This window comes from Neisseria sp. HMSC058F07, from assembly GCF_001810035.1.
In the GTDB taxonomy this organism is placed as follows: domain Bacteria; phylum Pseudomonadota; class Gammaproteobacteria; order Burkholderiales; family Neisseriaceae; genus Neisseria; species Neisseria perflava.
In genome coordinates this window covers 329,187-348,445 of the sequence record NZ_KV799663.1, presented here as the reverse complement: position 1 = coordinate 348,445, position 19,259 = coordinate 329,187, and the positions used below count along the sequence as shown (strand labels likewise).

Below are 19,259 nucleotides of genomic sequence, written 5' to 3'. Positions count from 1 at the left end.
GGTAGAAACCTGATCTAAAGGGAGGAAGCGAATAAAGAAAAAGGACGTGGGGTACACGTCCTGGGAGAGGGTAGTTTAATTGTCCAGCTAACACAACCAACCTCAGTTAGCTAAGGAAGGAGAAGAAATATTTAGTCTTATCAGATTGGCACACTATCAATTTTCAGACGGCCCTTTGTTATAATCTTCTCTTTACCTGAATATAAAACAGGCTGTCTTATGGAAGTCATCCAATACCCCAATTCTCCGTTTAAACTCCACCAACCCTTTCCCCCCGCCGGCGACCAGCCTACTGCCATTGCCGACCTGCTCGAAGGGCTTTCAGACGGCCTGGCCTACCAAACCCTGCTCGGCGTAACCGGTTCGGGCAAAACCTATACCATGGCGAACGTCATCGCGCAAAGCGGCCGCCCCGCCATCATCATGGCGCACAACAAAACCCTTGCCGCCCAGCTCTACGCCGAAATGCGCGAGTTTTTCCCCGAAAACGCGGTGGAATATTTCGTCTCCTACTACGACTATTACCAACCCGAAGCCTATGTGCCCAGCCGCGATTTGTTCATAGAAAAAGACAGCGCGATCAACGAGCACATCGAGCAGATGCGCCTTTCTGCCACCAAAAACCTGATGACGCGCGACGACGTGATTATCGTCGCCACCGTGTCCGCCATTTACGGTATCGGCGACCCGACCGAATACCAACAAATGGTGTTGTCCGTCAAAGAAGGCGACACCATCGAGCAGCGCGACATCATCGCCACGCTTGTTTCCATGCAGTACGAACGCGGCGATTTGGATTTTAAACGCGGCAGCTTTCGTGTGCGCGGCGACGTGATCGACGTGTACCCCGCCGAAAGCTCCGAAAACGCCTTGCGCATCAGCCTGTTCGACGACGAAATCGACCGCCTCGATATGTTCGACCCGCTTTCAGGTAGCCTTATCCAACGCGTCGGCCGTTACACCGTCTTCCCGTCCAGCCACTACGTTACCCCGCGCGACACTGTATTGCGTGCCTGCGAGTCCATCAAAGAAGAACTGCGCGAACGCATCGAATTTTTCGCCCGCGAACAACGCCCCGTCGAACAACAACGCATCGAACAGCGCACCCGCTTCGATCTCGAAATGCTCTACGAAATGGGCTTCTGTAAAGGCATCGAAAACTACTCCCGCCACTTCTCCGGCAAAAAAGAAGGCGAACCGCCGCCCACACTGATGGACTATCTGCCCGACAACGCCATCATGTTCATCGATGAAAGCCACGTTACCGTTACTCAAATTGGCGGTATGTACAAAGGCGACGCATCGCGCAAGCAAAACCTCGTGGACTACGGCTTCCGTCTGCCTTCCGCCCGCGACAACCGCCCGCTCAAATTCCACGAATTTGAAAAAGTCATGCCGCAAACCATTTTCGTTTCCGCCACCCCCGCCAAATACGAAGAAGAACACGCCGGGCAAGTGGTCGAACAAGTCGTCCGCCCCACAGGGCTGGTCGATCCACAAATCATCATCCGCCCCGTTGCCACCCAAGTCGATGATTTAATGAGCGAAATCAACGACCGCATCCAAAAAGGCGAACGCGTACTCGTTACCACCCTCACCAAACGCATGGCGGAGCAACTCACCGACTATTACAGCGAACTCGGCATCAAAGTGCGCTACCTGCACAGCGACATCGACACAGTCGAGCGCGTTGAAATCATTAGAGATTTACGGCTCGGGCTGTTTGACGTACTCGTCGGCATCAACCTCTTGCGCGAAGGCCTCGACATCCCCGAAGTCTCCCTCGTCGCCATCCTCGACGCCGACAAAGAAGGATTCCTGCGCTCGCACCGCAGTCTGATTCAAACCATAGGCCGAGCCGCGCGCAACGTGAACGGCGTCGCCATCCTGTACGCCGACAAAATCACCGACTCCATGAAAGCCGCCATCGACGAAACCGAACGCCGCCGCGAAAAACAGATTAAATTCAACGAAGAACACGGCATCGTGCCGCAGCAGATTAAAAAACAGGTCAAAGACATCATCGACGGCGTGTACCACGAAGAAGACGGCGGCAAAGGCCGTCTGAAAGGCAAAAACAAAGTTAAAGTCGGCGAAATCCACAATGAAGAAGACGCGATCAAAGAAATCGCCAAACTGGAAAAAGCCATGCAGCAGGCGGCCAGGGATTTGCAGTTTGAAGAGGCGGCTGTGTTGCGGGATAAGATTCGGGGGATTAAAGAGAATTTGCTTTTTGGGGTGGAGTAAAAGCAATATTATTTATTAATTTAAATTAGAGAAATAATTATGAGCGATTTTGAAAAAGCAGTAACTTTAGCAAAACTGGTTAAAACATTTGATGTAGATGATAGCATGTTAAGTGTTCTTTTGAGTCAAATAGGAGATGATCAAATAAAAAAGAACTTTCCAAGAATTAAGAGAGGATTAAATTTTGAAGTAGAATACCAAAATTTATTTGAAACATTTCCGTGGATAAAGAATCTTCATGGATTAGATCAAAAGCAGAATCAAATACATAAAAAAGATTATCAAGTTCCCGACTTTTCATTACTGATAGAGAATAATGAAAAAGAAAATTTTCCTATTCTTGTAGAGGTAAAATCGGTAAAAAAAGACAAAGAGAATTTTGAAATAATGCCAAAACAGAAACATGCTTTATTGAATTATGCCAGAGACAATAATAAAGTAATTCTTTTAGCAATATATTGGGAAAAATATGCGTACTGGACTCATACAGTGTTGACAGCATTAGGAGGAAAAAAGAAAAACAAAATGAGTTTTGAGTATGCTTTAAAAAATGATATTTCTCATATAATTAGTGATTACACTTTTTTTTGCAATCAAAAATTTTATAGAAGAACAAAATTTTCTAATAAAAATAATAATGATATACAAGCACCTGTACATGGAAAATATGGAATTGTATTAGATATTGAGGTTAGTAAAGATGACGAAAAATATACAAAAATAGATGTATGTTATTCTGCAGTGATTGATTCAATAATCCCAATGAAAGAAGCACATTTTGATAAGCAGAAAAATACACTGACTGAAATATTTGAAGGCAATTTATTCATAAAATTATCAACATGGATATTAAGATACTTAGCTCTATGGGGTATAGAGGGTAATCAAATTTCAAATTCTAATCTTAAAGATAATAATGGGAATATTATGAATAATTTTGTTATGGCACGGTATGCAATCATTGATTTTATGCATCAAATGGATATGGTTCCAAGTTACTTGATTCCCGAATTTAAAGATAAGCATACTGAAACAATATTTAGTTTGGCTTATCCTGAATCTTCTGTGATGAGTAATTATTTACAAGCCTGTAATAAGCCGGCGTAATAAGTAAGCCGTAGCCTGCATCTCCACCTACCGCGTGCGTGGCCATGCCACACACACTACCTGTGAGCGGCACAAACTTTAAAACCGACGTGTAGGGTGTGTGCGGTACGCACGCACGCGTTCTTTGCTGTTCACACCATTATTTCAAACTTTCAGAAGACCTCAAACATCATCTGAAAACCTTTTGCAATAAGGCCGTCTGAAATCCAGTTTTCAGGCGGCCTTATTGTTTATTCACTCAAAATCTAACAGTCAAACTCGGCGATTACCGGTGCATGGTCGCTGGGGCGTTCTTGGGCGCGGGTTTCTAGGTCGACGGTAACGTCGGTAAGGGTGGCGGCGAGTTCGGGGCTGGTGAGGATGTGGTCGATGCGCAGGCCGAGTTTGCGTTGGAACATGCCGCCGCGGTAGTCGAACCAGGTGTAGAACGCGTCTTCGGGGTGGATTTTGCGCAGGCTGTCGGTTAGGCCGAGGTCGAGCAGGTTTTTAAACCATTGTCTTTCGATGGAGGAGCAATGGATTTTTTCGTGCCATTTTTCGGGGTCGTAGCAGTCGGCATCTGCCGGGGCGATGTTGAAGTCGCCGAGCAGGACGAGTTTGGGGTGGGCGGCCATTTCAGTGCGGACGAACTCGGTCAGTGCGGCAAACCATTGTTCTTTGTATTGGAATTTTGGGCTGTCCAGGGCTTCGCCGTTGACGCAATAGACGTTGATGACGCGCACGCCGTTGATGGTGGCGGCGATGACGCGGCGTTGCGGGTCGTCGGGAAGGGCGGGAAGGCCGCAATGTACGTCTTGCGGCTCGTAGCGGCTGATGATGGCGACGCCGTTGTAGGTTTTTTGGCCGCTCCAGACGCAGTGCCAGCCCATCATTTGCAGGGCGGCGGCCGGGAATTTGTCTTGGTCGAGTTTGAGTTCTTGTAAGGCGAGGATGTCGGCTTGGTGGTCGGCCAGCCAGTTTTGTACTTGGGGCAGGCGGACGTTGAGGGAGTTGACGTTCCAAGTGGCGATTTTCATGATGTTTCCGTGTGTGCTATTGGGTGGGAAGGCGGCGGATTGCGCCTGTGGGCATGGGCGGTATTGTATAGCGGATTGGTTTATTTTTCGATATGGGCTGAAAGGGGCAGGCCGTCTGAAAGCTGATGTTTCAGACGGCCTTGTTGTTGTGATGTGGAATAATTTGTTTATTCGGCTTGGTCTTTGAGCGTGCGCAGGGTATTGAGGATGGTGGCGGCTTCTTCGGAGATGAGGCGGTATTCGATGATGCGGTGGTAGCGCGTGAAATCGATGATGCCTTCGGTGCGCAGGCGTGCGAGGTGGTTGGCGATGCCGGTCGGGGAGGAGCCGAGTGCTTGTGCCAGTTCGGTAATGCTGCGGTCGCCGTCGAGCAGCAGGAAAAGGATGGCCATGCGTTCGGGGTTGGCAATCAGTTTGAGAATGGTAGACAGACGTTTGATTTCCATGTTTTTGTTCCTTTTATTATATGAACGCTTGATGTTGGTTAAATTGGGATGATTGTAGTTCTTATTACGATTATTCTTATAATTCAAAATCTTAAGTTGGAAGTGTACACGGTTTTGTAAATTTTGAGGGTATTGTGTTGCAATTTTTTTGTTAATTTTTGATATTTCGTTTCGGTTGCGAAACTGGATTGAAAAAAGACGAAAAGGCCGTCTAAAATGTTCCGTTGCAGATGATTTTGCTGACGGATTTTTCAGACGGCCTTTGATTTGGCTTTAAGTTGTTTTTTCTTTTGCGTTTATTTTGTTTGGGTGGATTAATTGGTTTTAAACGAATAATGGGTTTCTATGCCAAAGGCTACGCGTCGGGGGCTTGTCAGACGCTTGGCGTGTTGTCGAAATGCGACTACTTTTTCTTCCAGCCTGCGGTCATGGCGAAGGTGATGGGATCGTAGTATTTCGGCAGCTTGGACGGAATGCCTACATCGTTACGGTACACGACGCGGTAGCGGTCGGCGAACCAGTTTGGAACGATAGTGTATTGGTGGCGGATCAGTCGGTCGAGCGCGCGCGAGGTGGTTTGCAGCTCTTGGCGGTTGGTAAAGCTGTTGAAATGGGTCAGCAGTTTTTCGACCGCAGGATGACAGACGCCGGACAGGTTGCGGCTGCCTTCGGTTTTGGCGGCGGCGCAGCTGAAGTAGTCGTATTGCTCGTTGCCGGGGCTTTCACTGTTGCCGTAGTAGCCGGTGGTCACGTCAAAATCGAAGTCGTTCATGCGTTTTTGGTACACAGCGGAATCGGCGGTGCGCACGTTCATGGTAATGCCGATTTTGGCGAGGTCGCGCTGCCATTTGGCGGTAATGCGCTCGTAGTTTTTGCTTGGTGCGAGGAATTCAAAGGTCAGCGGTTTGCCTTGTTTGTCGACTGCTTTGCCGTTTTTGTATTGATAGCCGCCTTTTTCAAGCAGGGCGCGTGCTTTGAGCAGGTTCGGGCGCACGCCCAGCTTAGGGTCGGTAACCGGCGGCATAGGGACGTCTTGATCCAATACGCCGTCGGGCAGCTTGGTGCCCAATGATTTGAGCAATGCGGTTTCCGCGCTGTCAGGCTTGCCGGTTGCGGCCATGGTGCTGTTGGTGAAGAAGCTGTCGGTGCGGCGGTATGCGCCGTAGAAGATGCGGCTGTTGACGCTTTCGTAGTCGAAGCTTTCAATCAAGGCGCGGCGGACGTAAATATTGTCCAAGGGCTTGTGGCGCATATTGATGACGAAGCCTTGCATACCGGCGGTGCTGTTTTGCAGCCATTCGTGTTTGGACAGGTTGCGTTTTTTGAGGACTTCGTCTGAGTAGGCGCGCGCCCAGTTGCGGGCGACGTTTTCTTGTACGAAGTCATATTGGCCGCCTTTTAACCCTTCGATGCGGACAACTTCGTCTTTGACGTATTTGATGCGGATGTGGTCGTAGTTGTAGCGGCCTTTGCGTACGGGCAGGTTTTGCGCCCAGTAGTTTTTGTCGCGGACAAACTCGCTGATGCGGCCGTTTTCAGCTTTGGCAAAACGGTAGGGGCCGGAGCCGATGGGCAGGCTGTTGGGCGCGGCGGCCAGGCCTTTGGGATAGCTTTTATGCGAGAAGACGGGCAGGCTGCCGAGAATCATGTGCAATTCTGAGTTGCGCTGCTTGAAGCGGAACACGACGGTGCGGTCGTTGGGCGTTTCTACTTTGGCCACGTCGCTCCAGTAGAAGTGGTACATGGGGGCGGCGGCTTTGTCTTTGGTCAGGATGTTAAATGAAGCGGCAACGTCTTTGGCCAAAACGGGGTCGCCGTTGTGGAATTTGGCTTTGGGGTTGATTTTGAAGGTAACGGAAAGGCCGTCCGGCGCCAGGGCGATGTCTTCGGCAATCAGGCCGTAAACGGCATAAGGTTCGTCCATGCTTTGCTCGGTCAGGGTATCGAGCGTCAGCATACTGATGCCGTATTCGTGGTTGCCTTTGAGGGTAAAGGGGTTGAGCGTGTCAAAAGCACCGAGGAAAGGCGTGGTAAATGAGCCGCCTTTGGGAGCGTTGGGATTGACGTATTCGAAAGCGGTGAAGTTGGCCGGATATTTGGGTGGTTGGCCAAGGCCTACGCCGTGGGCGGCGAAGGCGGCAGATGGAATCAAACCGAGCAGAGAGAGTAGGGCTGGTGTTTTCATCTATTTTTCCTTGTAGGTCGAATGTAGTATTCAGTAGTGTGCCGATTATAGCAAAGGCCGTCTGAAACTTGATATTTTTGGTTTCAGACGGCGTCAGGTTTAAGAGGATTGTTTTTTTGTATGGGCGCCGAACTCGGCAAGCGTCATGTTCAAGGTTTCCAAGCAGGGCTGCATGATGTGGTCAACCGTTTGATTGACCTTGTCTTTATTAAGCGTTTGCGGACGGTAGACAAAGAGTTTGAACAGCTCCGCCAAGTCGATGGACTCCGCTCCCATTTTCAAGACCCAGCCTTGACGGCCGGAATAGACATAGCCGTGTCGCGCCAGTTTTTCCAAAAGCTCACCCAATTCGTCAAAGCCCATATTGATATGCCGTCTGAACTCCTGCACCGGCAATGCCTTGCCGTTTTGTTGGGCAGAATCCAGCAACAACAGGATTTTCAATACATCATCAAAGCGGCCGCGCGCATCCAGACTGCGGCGGAACGCTTCACCGCGCCAGTAGGATAGGGACGAAGTCAAAACCGCGCCGCCCAATACCAGCGTCCATAATAGGTTGAGCCACAACAGGAAAAACGGTACAGCGGCAAATGCGCCGTAAATTGATTTGTAGCCGTCAAAGTTGCCCATGTACCAAGCGAACAAAAAGCGTGCCGTTTCCAAGCAAAACGCCGTTACAGCCGCGCCGACCAAAGCATGGCTGGCAGGCACGAAACGATTGGGCACAAAGCGGTATAAACCCCACAGCAGCAGCGTAATAAATGAAACCGTAGTGATAGCCCTCAGCCATTCCGAGCCGCCCACTACTTGCACCTGACCGATTACGACCGACAAGCCCACGCCCAAAGACAAAGGCCCAAACGTCAGCAACGCCCAATACACCAAAAACTGCATCATCCAAGGCCGTTGCGAATTGACGCGCCAAATCCGGTTGAACGCATTGTCTATCGTCCGAATCAGCATCAGCGAGGTTACGACCAACATCACACTGCCGATCGCCGTCAGCTTGGTGGCCTTATCACGGAACGCATTGATGTAGTCAAACACCATATCCGCGCCCTGCGGCACAATGGTGCGGTTGATAAAAGAGACAAATTCCCCCGACCATTGGTCGAAAACGGGGAAGGCCGAAGCGATGACGACCATCACCGTCAACACGGGTACTAAAGCCAAAAGAGTCGTAAACGTCATGCTTGCCGCCACCTGCGGCACACGCTCCTCATCAAAACGGCGCACGACAAACCAAGCGAACGCCACGCCTTTACTCTTTAAAAAACCTTGCCACCATTGCGAAAACGGCATAACCTTTTCCCACTTTTAAATTGAAATTTCTTCTTTTCAGACGGCCCGAGTATTCAAAAGGCAGTCTGAAACCTGACAGCATTGTAACGGAAACCCCAAATGAACCCAAATCCTCTGAAAATCCTCGTTCTCTTTTATTCCCAAAACGGCAGCACGCGCAACCTTGCCCGTCAAATCGCGCGCGGTATCGAAAGCGTGGACGGTTGCGAAGCCGTATTGCGTACCGTTCCCAAAGTTTCCACCGTTTGCGAAGCCGTTGAAAAAGCCATTCCCGACGAAGGTGCGCCATATGCGACTGCCGACGACCTCAAAAACTGCGCCGGCCTCGCGCTCGGCAGCCCGACACGTTTCGGCAATATGGCCGCCGCGATGAAATACTTTATCGACGGAACCATTCCCCTTTGGCTCGGTGCAGAACTCGTCGGCAAGCCTGCCACCGTATTCACCAGCACATCTTCGCTGCACGGCGGCCAAGAAAGCACCTTGCTGACCATGATGCTGCCCCTGTTGCACCACGGCATGGTCATCAGCGGCATTCCATATACCGAATCCGCGCTCAGCAATACCCAAAGCGGCGGCACGCCTTACGGCGCAAGCCATGTTTCCGGCCACGACGGCAAGCCGGCATTGACTGCCGAAGAAAACGACATTGCCTTTGCACAAGGTAAACGTTTGGCAGAATTGGCACGAAAATTGGCAGACTGATTTTTTGCGATAAGAAGATTAAGGCCGTCTGAAAACCTGATGATGCGGGTTTTCAGACGGCCTTTTTAGTTAATTAGGACTAGATTAAAAATAAATATTTTGAATTAAACGAACTACTTAGAAAATAGGGGCTAGAGTATAGTTTCATCGGACTACATCTTTTTGATAGAATCTGCCACCAAATTAAAACATCAGCTAACTGGAGAAGCTATGTCACTACCCGTATTTCCCTATGGCAAATTAAGCTTTGCCGTCAGTCTGGCGCTGTGTTCGGCGTATTCTTTCGCAACCGAAGTAGAAAATACCCAGCCGCAAGAGCGTGTCGATTTACCGACAGTTACCGTCCAAGGCGTCGGAAAACAGACTACTTCCAACTACACCATTCCCGCTTCCTCTGCCGCGACAGGCATCCGCCTGACCCAGCGCGAAACGCCGCAGTCCTTGTCTGTCGTTACCGAAAAACAAATGGACGACCAAGGTTTGGATACCTTGCAGGACGTGTTGAAGCAAACACCGGGCGTGTTCCACAGCAAAATGGGCAACAACGTATCCGGCCACAGCCAATTTATTTCGCGCAGTCAGGCGATTGACAGCATTTCCGTAGACGGCGCGCCCAAATTCCTTTACGACGGTAAAGCCATCCGCCGCGGCACCAACAATCTGGACAGCACATTGTACGAACAAGTCGTCGTCGTGCGCGGCGCAAGCGGTTTGTCCAACGGCGGTATGGGCGAGCCGGGCGGTACGGTTGCTTTGGAACGCAAAAAACCGACTGCCAAGCCAGCCATCAGTGTGGAAGCCGGTGTCGGTTCGTGGAAACACTACCGCTTCGTCCTTGATGCCAATCAGCCTTTGAATGCAGACAATACCTTGCGCGGCCGCGCTATTTTGGTCAGCGACCATGGCGGCGATTACCTGCCGAGTACATCGCGCCATAATCACACTTTCTACGGTACTTTGTCTTACGATATCACGCCGCAAACCCAATGGCGCCTCGGTACGGAAATACACCGTTTCCGCAATACCGGCAGCTCGCGTTTCAGCTACCTGACCGCAGCAGGCAATCGTAAAGACGGATTCAAACCGTTTGAGTCTTCGCCACGCAGCAATTCGTCCGCACGCTGGGCATACGGCAAAGACACCAGTGCCGAAGTGTTCACTTCCCTCAGTCATGAGTTTGACAACGGCTGGAAACTGACAGGCGATTACAGCCATGTTTCGGGTAAAAACGACATCGTTTCAGGCATTGCCGGTACATTTGAAATCAATCCTGATTACTCTGCACTTTTCACTTCAGACCGCGACCGCAGCAAATACCGCGATCAGAATTTTGCGCTGGCCTTGGACGGCCATTATCCAGCGTTGGGCCGCTCGCACGAGTTTAATGTCGGTATCAGCTATCAGGACAACAAAGAAAACCTTTCTTTCTATGAAGAAGGCGAATCGACGATTCCTGATTTACGTAAATTTGACGGCAACATCGCCAAACCCGATATGCCGTATCTGCGCGATGGTTTTTCACGCATGAAAAACCTGTCGGTTTACGGCTCGACCCGTTTCAAACTGACCGACAAGCTCGCCTTTATCGGCGGTAGCCGTTTTGTGGATTGGCGTTACCGTTACAGCACCAGCCGTAACAAATTCGCACATAGCAGCCATAAACAAAACGTTTTCATTCCTTATTTGGGCGTAACCTACGACATCGGCGACAATCTGACTGCCTATGCGTCTTACACCACCATTTTCCGTCCGCAAGTGCGTTACCTGACCAAAGACGGCGCGGCGCTCAAACCGCAGCGCGGCAAAACTTACGAGACCGGTTTGAAAGCGTCATGGTTTGAAGGCCGTCTGAATGCTTCCGCTTCCGTCTTTATGAACAAACGCGACTATTTGGGCGTTGTCGCAGGCAAATTCGCGAATGGCGAGGAATACTACCGTGCAGCCGACAACACCACAACAAAAGGCGTGGAACTCTCTGTCGGCGGCCGCCTGAGTGATAAATGGCTGCTGAATGCGTCTTATGCACGTTCCAAAATCAAAGACAGCGAAGGGGTTCAACTGCATCCGTCTTATCCGGTTCATTTGTTCAAACTCTTTACCGCGTATGACGTAACCGACCGTTTGAACCTGGGTGCCAACGTCAACTGGCAAAGCCGCAGCCATACGCTGGATGAATACCCTGCAGACATCAATCCGGCTGCTGCCGCCGCATTGACCCAACGTCCGTACGCCACGCTGGATTTGACCGGTCATTACAAAATCGGCAAATCCACCCGCATCAGTTTGGACTTTAAAAACGTCTTTAACAAACGCTATCGCACCATGCCGGATATTCACGTTTACGGCACGCCGCGTAGCGTGACTGCAACGGTTAAACATACGTTTTAATTGAAAAGAAAAGTAGAGTAGGCCGTCTGAAAACCTGAGTGATCGGGTTTTTCAGACGGCCTGAATATTCTCTAACATACTGTTTTTATGTTGAACCTGACTAAAAATTGCTCGGGATCTTGAGCAAAGAAATCAAAATGACAGACGCAAAAAAGACCGGAACATATCCGGTCTTTTAAATGGTTTCACACTTACGCTTTGTAACCTTTCGCTTCGGCAAGCAGGGCCAGCAATTCTTCAGTCGTATCCCAACCGATGCAGGCATCCGTAATACTTTGACCGTAAACTTCAGGCTTGTCTTGGCGGCCTTCAACCAAGTGGCTTTCCACCATCACGCCCATGATGTTTTCTTCACCGGCTTTCAGCTGCTCCGCAACATCGCGCGCTACATCCATTTGTTTGCGGAAGTCTTTACGGCTGTTGGCATGGCTGCAGTCCACCATCAGTTTGCTGCTCACGCCGGCTTTTTGAAGCTGCGCAACCGCGTCTTTAACGTGTTCCGCGCTGTAATTAGGCTCTTTACCGCCACGCAAAATCGCATGGCAGTCAGGATTGCCGCTGGTGTGGACAATCGCGGAATGACCAGCTTTGGTTACAGACAGGAAGTGGTGCGGATGATTGGCGGCACCGATGGCGTCGATGGCGATTTTCAGATTGCCGTCCGTACCGTTTTTAAAACCGACAGGGCAGGAGAGGCCGCTGGCCAATTCGCGGTGTACCTGGCTTTCAGTCGTGCGTGCACCAATCGCGCCCCAAGAAATCAGGTCGGCATAGTATTGCGGCGTAATCATGTCCAAGAATTCAGTCGAAGCAGGCATGCCCATTTCGTTCAAAGTCAGCAACAACTGACGCGCTTGGCGCAGGCCGTAATTGATGTCAAACGTACCGTCCAAGTGCGGATCGTTAATCAGGCCTTTCCAGCCAACGGTTGTACGCGGTTTCTCAAAATACACGCGCATCACAATCAGCAACTCTTTCTCATATTTTTTGCGCAAGGGCAGCAATTTTTGCGCATATTCAACCGCCGCCTTAGTATCGTGAATCGAGCATGGGCCGATGATAACCAGCAAACGGTTGTCGCGGCCGTGAACCAAATCTGAAATCTCATGACGTGTTTTATAAACCAAATTGGCAACCTGAGGCGTAACAGGCAGCTCATACAAATGTGCAATTGGAGGGAGTAACTCTTTGACTTCTTTGATTTTAATATCGTCGGTAGGGTGATGTTGGGACATGATGGGCTCTCTTGTTTATTTCTGATACAGGTTACAGGTTTTAGCAGAATTAAACAAGGCTTAGTTTTTTGTTTTAGCAATTTTATTCTAAAATTTCTTTATTTTAATTATTTTATGGAATTTAAAATTAGTTTATTTATATAAATTAGAATTTAATTCTATTAAAAATTTCATTTATATAATAAAGGGCTTTGAGCTTTTATCAAAATACAGGCCGTCTGAAAAAGTTCAGACGGCCTGAAGTTTTACATAGACCAAAAATTGAGAAGCGTGGAGACTATCGGTATTGTTCCAGCAAGGGCGAAGAAAAAGGAGTCCAATACACGCCTTTCAGGCCGCTTTCAACCAATTTGTCATTCAACCAAGTGTTACAAGTATTGAATAAATGATAGCGTCCTTTGGCTTCGTAAAAAGCATCGTTAGACTGATGATGGATTCCTTTTAGCAAGATGGGTTGCCCATTTTCTTGTTGAAAACCGGCCAAGAGCGATTTTGTTAAATTCCTGTATTGCTCAGCCGTGACCAAAAATTTGACGACGTGGCTATTTTCTCGTGGTTCAAAAGGATAATAAGTAACATGAATCAGCGTACGGTTCAGCCCGCTTAATGCACCTAAAGCATTGGAGAAAGTCAAATCTTTCCACTCAGGCGTGTATAAATAAAAATTGCGCTCCCCCCAGCCTAAACCGATATGCGTTATCTGAGGATCAGCAGTGAGCGTGTCTTTTGGATTGACGACATCCGACCAATCAAAAATATCATTCTTCAGCGGCATGACTACATCAGTATGCACACCGTTACTGACTAAAAATAAAGTAATTTCCCCTTTAGGCTGCTCTTCATTAAGCGGCAACGAAGCCATCATCCAAGCAGATAAAAAATACAATAGGGCAAAAATAGGGATAATCAGCGCTATTTTGCCGATTTTCTTGAGGATGTGGAGAAAGGAGCGCATTCGTTTTTTTAAAGGCAATTAAGTTTGAAGGTGTGTATTTTCCATTAAATTTGTACTTTTTTCATTAGAAATGAGTGGGTGGTAGGTATCTTGCGATTAATGATAAAAATGGTTGTTTAATTTAAATAAAAGAAAGGCCGTCTGAAAAAGTTTAGACGGCCTTTCTTTAATTAAAACGGGATACTAAATCTCATCTCAATCTATGTTGCGAACGATTATTTTGTAGAGCTGCTGACTTGCTTCATCCAGGTAAACAGGTCGTCTAAGTCATAATCACCGCCGTGGCCGACATCCCAAGGCAGGGCGTAATCGACGGTTTGGCCGTTGTTTTGCAGTTTGGCGGCTAAGACGGCGGAGACTGCCAGTGAGGTGTCGCGGTCGTTGGTGCCGACGCGGATGCGCCAGTTTTGCGGCAGGTTCACGCCCGGTTTGCCGATGTAGTTGAGCGGGTTCATGATTTTGATGGTTTCTTCATCTGCGATTTCGGCGTTGGAGGCGGTGTTGTGTTGCATGGAGAACGCGGTGAAGTGGCGTTTATCGACGGTATTGGTGCCGAAGAGTTGGTTTTCGCCTGTGCTTAAATCTACGCCGTCAAAGGCCGGCGGTGTTTTTTGGCGGCCGGCGGCTTTGGCGTAAGCATCGAAATCGACGGAGATAACTTTGCCTTTGCGGATGGTCAGCCAAGTGCGGTCGCTCAGGTCTTTGCCTGCATCAAGTTGGGCTTGTGCGGATTTGGCAAGTAAACCGGCAATATGGTTTTTAAAGCTGCCGTTGCCTTGGGCGTCCAGTGTCAGGGGTTTGCCTTCGGGGGATTTCAGGTTCAGGCTGTTGAGGTATGCGGGGTATAGGGGTTTGAGGAGGTCGGACAGTTTTTTCTCGTCATCGGTCAGCGTGCCTGCGACCAGCTCGCGTTTGACGCGGTAGTCGAGCATGGAAATGTTCATTTTTCTGTAGTCATTGATACCGTTGAACTGCCATTCGTAAGCCATATCGGCATGGTCCAAATCGGTAATCGGGCAGTATGCGGATACGGCGAAAACTTTGTCGCTGCCGTCTGCCGCGCCTAAGGCTTTGAGGTGGTTTTCGTAATCTTTTTGGTCGGCTGTTGCGCCTAAGAGGGCGGACATCGCTCCGCCTGCGCTTGTGCCGTTGGAAATGATTTTTTCGGCATCGCCGGGCATGACTTTGTTGTTGGCTTTCAGGTAACGGACGGCGGCTTTCAAATCGACAATGGCGGCAGGTGCTTTGCCGGTGGGTTCTGTTCGGCCGCGTGCGCCAGGGGATGCGACGACGTAGCCTTTGGAGAGGGCAACCAGGGCGGCGTTGGGCAATTTTTGGCCGTCTTCAGGCTCGCCGCGTTTGCCTTCTAAAGCGGGTTTGCCCGGTTCGGCAGGCATATAGCCGCCGATTTGGTTGGGCAGGAAAATCGGTGCGGTTTCGGCATTGAAACCGTCTATCTCGCCGCCGTTGTAATAGGCTTCGGGTACATAAATATTGATGATTTCGTAACGGGTATCGACAGGATTGCGGACGTAAACCACGCCTTCGTAAGCGCGGAATTTGACCGCCTGACCGTTCACTTCGATGCTTTGTTCGGTGTATTTTTGTTTGGAGAAGTCTAGGTCGTAGGTGTCTGCGGTTTTGACGGAAGCGCAGGCGCTCAATCCCAGCGCGACAGAAACGGATAAGAGGGTTTTGTTTAGGGTGTTCATTATCATACTTTCTGAAGAGGTAAGCGGATATGATAACGAATACCAAGGCCGTCTGAAACGCCAAGTCGGGTTTTAGACGGCCTGATTTTTTTGTAGCGTTATGTAGTGTTGTACGTTACGTTGTAAAGTAATATGGGCTTAAATCTCATCTATTTGATAAATATGAATTTAATAAGACATTATGCCTTAAAAGATCTATTTATCCGGTATCTGTAAAAGTTTGAATCTGTCTTGTAAATCAGTATGCAGGACAGGCATTTTTGCTTTATCCACAGATTGGTTCTACTTGTCAGAACGTTTTGCTCAATTCGACAAACATTTTGGTTTTGCCGTATTCGTAGAACTTGTCGTTGCTCCATGTTTTGTTATGGGCAATGGTCAGGCGCGGGGTGATGCCTTTGAAATGGAGGGCGCGGTGCCATACGCTCAGGGAGGCAGAGGCTTCTTTGTCGCGGCGGTTTTGTTCGTTGCTGAAGAAGCCGGGGGCTTGGTAACGGCGTTGGGCGGTGCTGAGGCGTAGGACGGTGGAGAGGCCTTTGGGCCATTCTTGTCCCCATGTGGTGCGCAGGGCGTAGCGGTTGAAGCTGTCGCTTTTGTCGTCGCGGTTGCGTTCGCGGTAGAGGTCGATACCGGCTACCCAGTATTGGCGCGCGTTGCGGTAGTAAACGATGGAATTGCTGAGCAGTTGGCTGGTGTTGTCGGAATGCTCGCGGCGGCTGTTTTTCAGACGGCCTGCTTCAAATGCGCTGAGGGTTTGCAGCTTGGGTTGCCACCAATGGTTGTAGTGGAGGCGGGCGCCGTTGGTGTAGGTGTAGGGGTCGTTGCCGTAGAAGCGGCGTTCGTGGAACAGGGTAATGCCGATATCGCTGCGCTGGTCGGCATAGCCGATGCCTGCCGAGAAGCGTGTGGTGAGGTCGTTGTAGTTGGTGTGTTTGGGATAGATTTTGCCGTAATGGTCTGCGCCTGCCGTGGCATAGAAGCCACGTGGCAACGACCATTTTTTTTCTGCACCGATTTGGTAGTGGACGGCGGTGGCATCGATGGGCTCGGGGAAGGTCCAGCCTCGGAAGCAGTCGTCGTCGGGATAGACAAGGCGCACGGCGCGGCATTGTTCGTCGCTCAGGTGGTTGCCCAGACGGCGTTGGCTGGGGGCTTGGTTGATGTTTTGTTCGCGCGTGATGTTCAGGCCGGCGTTGAATTGCCATAAGTCGCGTTCGCGCAGGGCTTTGCGGTAGGTTTCGATGCGTTCTTGCAAGGCAGGCGGGAGGGATTCGGTTTGCAGTTTGTCGAACTGGTCGGCCGCGGCTTCGTTTTGTTTGTCTTCAAACAAGGCGGTTGCAAGCTGCCAGCGGACGGCGGAGGCATCGGGCTGCTCGGCGATAAAGCGGCGGTAATGGCCGACGGCTTCGGCGGCGCGCCCTTCGGATTGGGCAAGCAAACCTTTGGCATAGCGTGCCATGGCACGGTCGTGTTCGGGCCATTGTTCGTAAATGGGCAAAACGGCTTTGATGCCGGGATATTGTGGGCGACGACGGCGGAATACATGGCGCGTGCCAGTAATTCGGTGTTGGCAAGCAGGGTGTCGGCATCGACGTCGATGATTTTTTCAGACGGCCTGTTTGTCTGTTCGGCAGGGATATTGTGCGCTTCGGGCTGTTGGGGTTCGGCAGTGTTGACTTGAAGCTCGGGTTTTACGTTGGGCGGCACATCGGCGGCGTAAAGGGAAAGGGGCAGGATGGCGAGGAGGAGCAGACGTTTTTTCATGGCAATGTTGGGGATGTTATCGGTATAAGTGGGCAGATTGTACAATGTTTTGAGTCGGAAATTTTGCAAACCGAGTGCCATTTTATCTGATAAAGACGACAAAAGGCCGTCTGAAAACCGATGGGATTTCAGACGGCCTTTGTTTGCGAGTCGGATTTAGTTTTTGTCCAAATCTAAATCGGCTTTATATTCGATACGGCCTTGGCCTTTGTCTTCGATGGAAACGTCCAGCTCTTGTTTGCCGCGTTTGAATTTCAGATCGGCATCGTCGTGTTTGATTTCAGACTCAACCACATGGAAACCTTTGCTGCGCGCGTGGGCGATCACTTTTTTGGCCAAGGAAGGAATGGAATTGCGTTGGCCGGAAAGTTCGGCTTCGTATTCAAATTCGCCGTCGCCTTGATGATCGGCTTTGATGGTGTGCGCGCCATCCGGACGGTAGATTTCGGAAGGCAGTGGGGAGGCGAATGCCGTGGCGGAGAAAAGAGCCAAAATGCCGGTGGCCAGTAACGATTTTGCTTTGGTCATCGGTTTTCCTTTCTGAAAAGGGTTTTGAGAACGAAATCATCTTATCGGCATGCCTGAGGGGGCGGCAAGCGGATAAACCTGATTTTACGCGCGGCTACATGATTTGTTTGGAGGACGTTGATTCTTTGCTTTGGGCTGGTGTTTGCTTGCAGAAAAATGCTGCTGGAAAGACTTAGCCGAGGTGGAATAATTCGCCGCCGTGCGCCTTCAGCCATTGTTCGGCTTGGTCGACATGCGGCGTGAGCGAGTGGGTTAGAGCCCAAAATGCAGGGCTGTGGTTGGGATGGCGCAGGTGGGAGAGTTCGTGCAGGCAGACGTAGTCGGCGACATATTCGGGCGTGCCGATGAGCCGCCAGTTGAGGCGGATGCCGGTGGTGTGGCGGCAAACGCCCCAGAAGGTTTTGGCGTTGGAAAGGGAAATGGCGCTCGGGGTCAGGTGGGTGGTTCGGATATGGCCTTCGAGGCGCGGTAGCAGATATTCGTGCGCACGCTCGTGCAGGAAGCGGCGCAAATGGGTAAGTTGGGCGGCGGTTTCTTTTTCGGGCAACAGAATTTCAGACGGCCTGATTTGGATGTGGTTTGCTGCGTGGACGGACAAGGCCGTCTGAACGCCTTGATACCAAATCCATTCGGGAAGCGTGTCTGTAGGTGTTTGCCGAGCCGGTGTTTTGTTTAGGGTACGGCGCAGGATGGCTTCGTTGTCGTTCAGCCATTGGGTAAAGGTGCGCTGGGTAACAAACGGAGGGATATTGATGCTGACGGTATCGGCGGAAACGGGGCGCAAGATGAGGTTTTTCTTGGCACTGCGTTTGAGCTGGATATGAATGGTGAGGCCGTCTGAAAGGGTATGGGTATGGAGGTGGGGCATGATGTTGAGAAAAATATTGGACGGCATGGAAAGGGCGGGTATAGCGGCCCACCCGATGGAATGATTTATTTGGTTTTGGGCGCGAACGGGCCTTGTCCGGTAATCAGGGGCTGTTGGCTTTCGATCCATTGCTCGCATTGAGCCATGAGTTCGGCTTCATTGCCGTTGTTGTGGGCAATGGGTTTGCCGATGATGACGCTGACCGTGCCGGGGTATTTGAGGAAGGAATTGCGCGGCCAAAACTCGCCGCTGTTGAGCGCGACGGGGACGATGTCCATCTCAAACATTTTTGCCATGCGCGCGCCGCCGAGCTTATAGCGGCCTTTTTCGCCGGGCGGCAGGCGTGTGCCTTCGGGGAAAATGGTAATCCAATAGCCTTCGTTTTTACGCGCAAGGCCTTGTTCTAAGAGTTGTTTGTTGGCTTCGCGGCTGTTGCTGCGGTCGATGCCGATGGTTTTGACCAGCTTCAAGCCCCAGCCGAAGAAAGGGATTTTGAAGAGTTCGCGTTTGGCAACATAGACTTGCGGCGGAAAAATCTCTTGCAGGGCGAGGGTTTCCCAGCCGCTTTGGTGTTTGGCGCAAATAATGGCAGGGTGGTCGGGAATGTTTTCCGCGCCGCTTAAGGTGTAGTTCAAACCGATGATGTGCTTGAGTGACCAGTTGAGGATGCGCACCCAAACTTGCGCCATTTTGTGTGCACCGCCTTGGAAGGGCAGGGCAAGCAGCATAAAGGGGAACAGTAAAATAATGCTAGAGGAAAGGATGAACCAGTAAATCAGGTTGCGGATAATCAGCATATCG

The 19,259-nt window shown here is 50.3% G+C and carries 14 protein-coding genes and 1 pseudogene; 4 read left to right on the top strand and 11 right to left on the bottom strand.

Translation table 11 applies throughout. The features are described from left to right. Positions 1-219: 219 nt before the first annotated feature. Positions 220-2,247 carry an excinuclease ABC subunit UvrB gene (gene uvrB / locus HMPREF2696_RS01920; protein ID WP_004520928.1) on the top strand — a complete coding sequence of 676 codons (2,028 nt, stop codon included), beginning with the start codon at positions 220-222 and terminating at the stop codon, positions 2,245-2,247. 39 nt (positions 2,248-2,286) lie between these two features. Next, complete coding sequence (locus HMPREF2696_RS01915) at positions 2,287-3,354, top strand: hypothetical protein (protein ID WP_070587603.1); 1,068 nt, start codon at positions 2,287-2,289, stop codon at positions 3,352-3,354. Between the two features lie 245 nt (positions 3,355-3,599). Here the strand turns inward: HMPREF2696_RS01915 and xth are convergent, their stop codons facing one another. The 4 genes from xth to HMPREF2696_RS01895 all read right to left on the bottom strand — a co-directional run bounded on the left by xth (position 3,600) and on the right by HMPREF2696_RS01895 (position 8,303). Beyond that, positions 3,600-4,370: an exodeoxyribonuclease III gene (gene xth, locus HMPREF2696_RS01910; RefSeq protein ID WP_004520932.1), complete on the bottom strand. Its 771-nt coding sequence runs from the start codon at positions 4,368-4,370 to the stop codon at positions 3,600-3,602. Between the two features lie 167 nt (positions 4,371-4,537). Beyond that, positions 4,538-4,816 carry an ArsR/SmtB family transcription factor gene (locus tag HMPREF2696_RS01905; RefSeq protein WP_004520933.1) on the bottom strand — a complete coding sequence of 93 codons (279 nt, stop codon included), beginning with the start codon at positions 4,814-4,816 and terminating at the stop codon, positions 4,538-4,540. A gap of 403 nt (positions 4,817-5,219) precedes the next feature. Further along, on the bottom strand, positions 5,220-7,001 hold the full coding sequence (locus HMPREF2696_RS01900) for an extracellular solute-binding protein (protein WP_070587600.1): 1,782 nt from the start codon (positions 6,999-7,001) through the stop codon (positions 5,220-5,222). Between the two features lie 99 nt (positions 7,002-7,100). Continuing rightward, positions 7,101-8,303 (bottom strand): YihY family inner membrane protein, encoded by a 1,203-nt coding sequence (locus HMPREF2696_RS01895; RefSeq protein ID WP_070587597.1) that lies wholly within the window; start codon positions 8,301-8,303, stop codon positions 7,101-7,103. A 99-nt stretch (positions 8,304-8,402) separates the two neighbouring features. Between HMPREF2696_RS01895 and wrbA the strand changes: the two genes are divergently transcribed. Then, a complete protein-coding gene (wrbA, locus tag HMPREF2696_RS01890) occupies positions 8,403-9,008 on the top strand; it encodes an NAD(P)H:quinone oxidoreductase (RefSeq protein ID WP_070587595.1) in 606 nt (201 codons plus the stop codon). Between the two features lie 210 nt (positions 9,009-9,218). After that, positions 9,219-11,396 carry a TonB-dependent siderophore receptor gene (locus tag HMPREF2696_RS01885; RefSeq protein ID WP_070587591.1) on the top strand — a complete coding sequence of 726 codons (2,178 nt, stop codon included), beginning with the start codon at positions 9,219-9,221 and terminating at the stop codon, positions 11,394-11,396. A 191-nt stretch (positions 11,397-11,587) separates the two neighbouring features. Here the strand turns inward: HMPREF2696_RS01885 and aroG are convergent, their stop codons facing one another. The 7 genes and pseudogenes from aroG to HMPREF2696_RS01850 all read right to left on the bottom strand — a co-directional run bounded on the left by aroG (position 11,588) and on the right by HMPREF2696_RS01850 (position 19,255). Further along, the gene (gene aroG / locus HMPREF2696_RS01880) at positions 11,588-12,631 is read right to left on the bottom strand and encodes a 3-deoxy-7-phosphoheptulonate synthase AroG (RefSeq protein WP_070587588.1); all 1,044 of its coding nucleotides are present in this window, start codon (positions 12,629-12,631) and stop codon (positions 11,588-11,590) included. 277 nt (positions 12,632-12,908) lie between these two features. Next, a complete protein-coding gene (locus tag HMPREF2696_RS01875) occupies positions 12,909-13,586 on the bottom strand; it encodes a TIGR02117 family protein (RefSeq protein ID WP_004520941.1) in 678 nt (225 codons plus the stop codon). Between the two features lie 215 nt (positions 13,587-13,801). Continuing rightward, positions 13,802-15,298: a subtype B tannase gene (locus HMPREF2696_RS01870; RefSeq protein ID WP_192830390.1), complete on the bottom strand. Its 1,497-nt coding sequence runs from the start codon at positions 15,296-15,298 to the stop codon at positions 13,802-13,804. 289 nt (positions 15,299-15,587) lie between these two features. Then, positions 15,588-17,062 (bottom strand): annotated as a pseudogene (locus HMPREF2696_RS01865) (surface lipoprotein assembly modifier). Positions 17,063-17,218: 156 nt separating this feature from the next. Beyond that, positions 17,219-17,590 carry a hypothetical protein gene (locus tag HMPREF2696_RS01860; protein ID WP_004520945.1) on the bottom strand — a complete coding sequence of 124 codons (372 nt, stop codon included), beginning with the start codon at positions 17,588-17,590 and terminating at the stop codon, positions 17,219-17,221. Positions 17,591-17,762: 172 nt separating this feature from the next. Continuing rightward, the gene (locus HMPREF2696_RS01855) at positions 17,763-18,485 is read right to left on the bottom strand and encodes a M48 family metallopeptidase (RefSeq protein WP_004520946.1); all 723 of its coding nucleotides are present in this window, start codon (positions 18,483-18,485) and stop codon (positions 17,763-17,765) included. A 38-nt stretch (positions 18,486-18,523) separates the two neighbouring features. Beyond that, positions 18,524-19,255 carry a lysophospholipid acyltransferase family protein gene (locus HMPREF2696_RS01850; RefSeq protein ID WP_004520947.1) on the bottom strand — a complete coding sequence of 244 codons (732 nt, stop codon included), beginning with the start codon at positions 19,253-19,255 and terminating at the stop codon, positions 18,524-18,526. Positions 19,256-19,259 lie beyond the last annotated feature (4 nt).

Excerpts from the sequence above, each read along its gene's own strand:
- uvrB (WP_004520928.1), top strand. The coding sequence starts at position 220 with ATGGAAGTCATCCAATACCCCAATTCTCCGTTTAAACTCCACCAACCC.
- HMPREF2696_RS01915 (WP_070587603.1), top strand. The coding sequence starts at position 2,287 with ATGAGCGATTTTGAAAAAGCAGTAACTTTAGCAAAACTGGTTAAAACA.
- xth (WP_004520932.1), bottom strand. The coding sequence starts at position 4,370 with ATGAAAATCGCCACTTGGAACGTCAACTCCCTCAACGTCCGCCTGCCC.
- HMPREF2696_RS01905 (WP_004520933.1), bottom strand. The coding sequence starts at position 4,816 with ATGGAAATCAAACGTCTGTCTACCATTCTCAAACTGATTGCCAACCCC.
- HMPREF2696_RS01900 (WP_070587600.1), bottom strand. The coding sequence starts at position 7,001 with ATGAAAACACCAGCCCTACTCTCTCTGCTCGGTTTGATTCCATCTGCC.
- HMPREF2696_RS01895 (WP_070587597.1), bottom strand. The coding sequence starts at position 8,303 with ATGCCGTTTTCGCAATGGTGGCAAGGTTTTTTAAAGAGTAAAGGCGTG.
- wrbA (WP_070587595.1), top strand. The coding sequence starts at position 8,403 with ATGAACCCAAATCCTCTGAAAATCCTCGTTCTCTTTTATTCCCAAAAC.
- HMPREF2696_RS01885 (WP_070587591.1), top strand. The coding sequence starts at position 9,219 with ATGTCACTACCCGTATTTCCCTATGGCAAATTAAGCTTTGCCGTCAGT.
- aroG (WP_070587588.1), bottom strand. The coding sequence starts at position 12,631 with ATGTCCCAACATCACCCTACCGACGATATTAAAATCAAAGAAGTCAAA.
- HMPREF2696_RS01875 (WP_004520941.1), bottom strand. The coding sequence starts at position 13,586 with ATGCGCTCCTTTCTCCACATCCTCAAGAAAATCGGCAAAATAGCGCTG.
- HMPREF2696_RS01870 (WP_192830390.1), bottom strand. The coding sequence starts at position 15,298 with ATGAACACCCTAAACAAAACCCTCTTATCCGTTTCTGTCGCGCTGGGA.
- HMPREF2696_RS01860 (WP_004520945.1), bottom strand. The coding sequence starts at position 17,590 with ATGACCAAAGCAAAATCGTTACTGGCCACCGGCATTTTGGCTCTTTTC.
- HMPREF2696_RS01855 (WP_004520946.1), bottom strand. The coding sequence starts at position 18,485 with ATGCCGTCCAATATTTTTCTCAACATCATGCCCCACCTCCATACCCAT.
- HMPREF2696_RS01850 (WP_004520947.1), bottom strand. The coding sequence starts at position 19,255 with ATGCTGATTATCCGCAACCTGATTTACTGGTTCATCCTTTCCTCTAGC.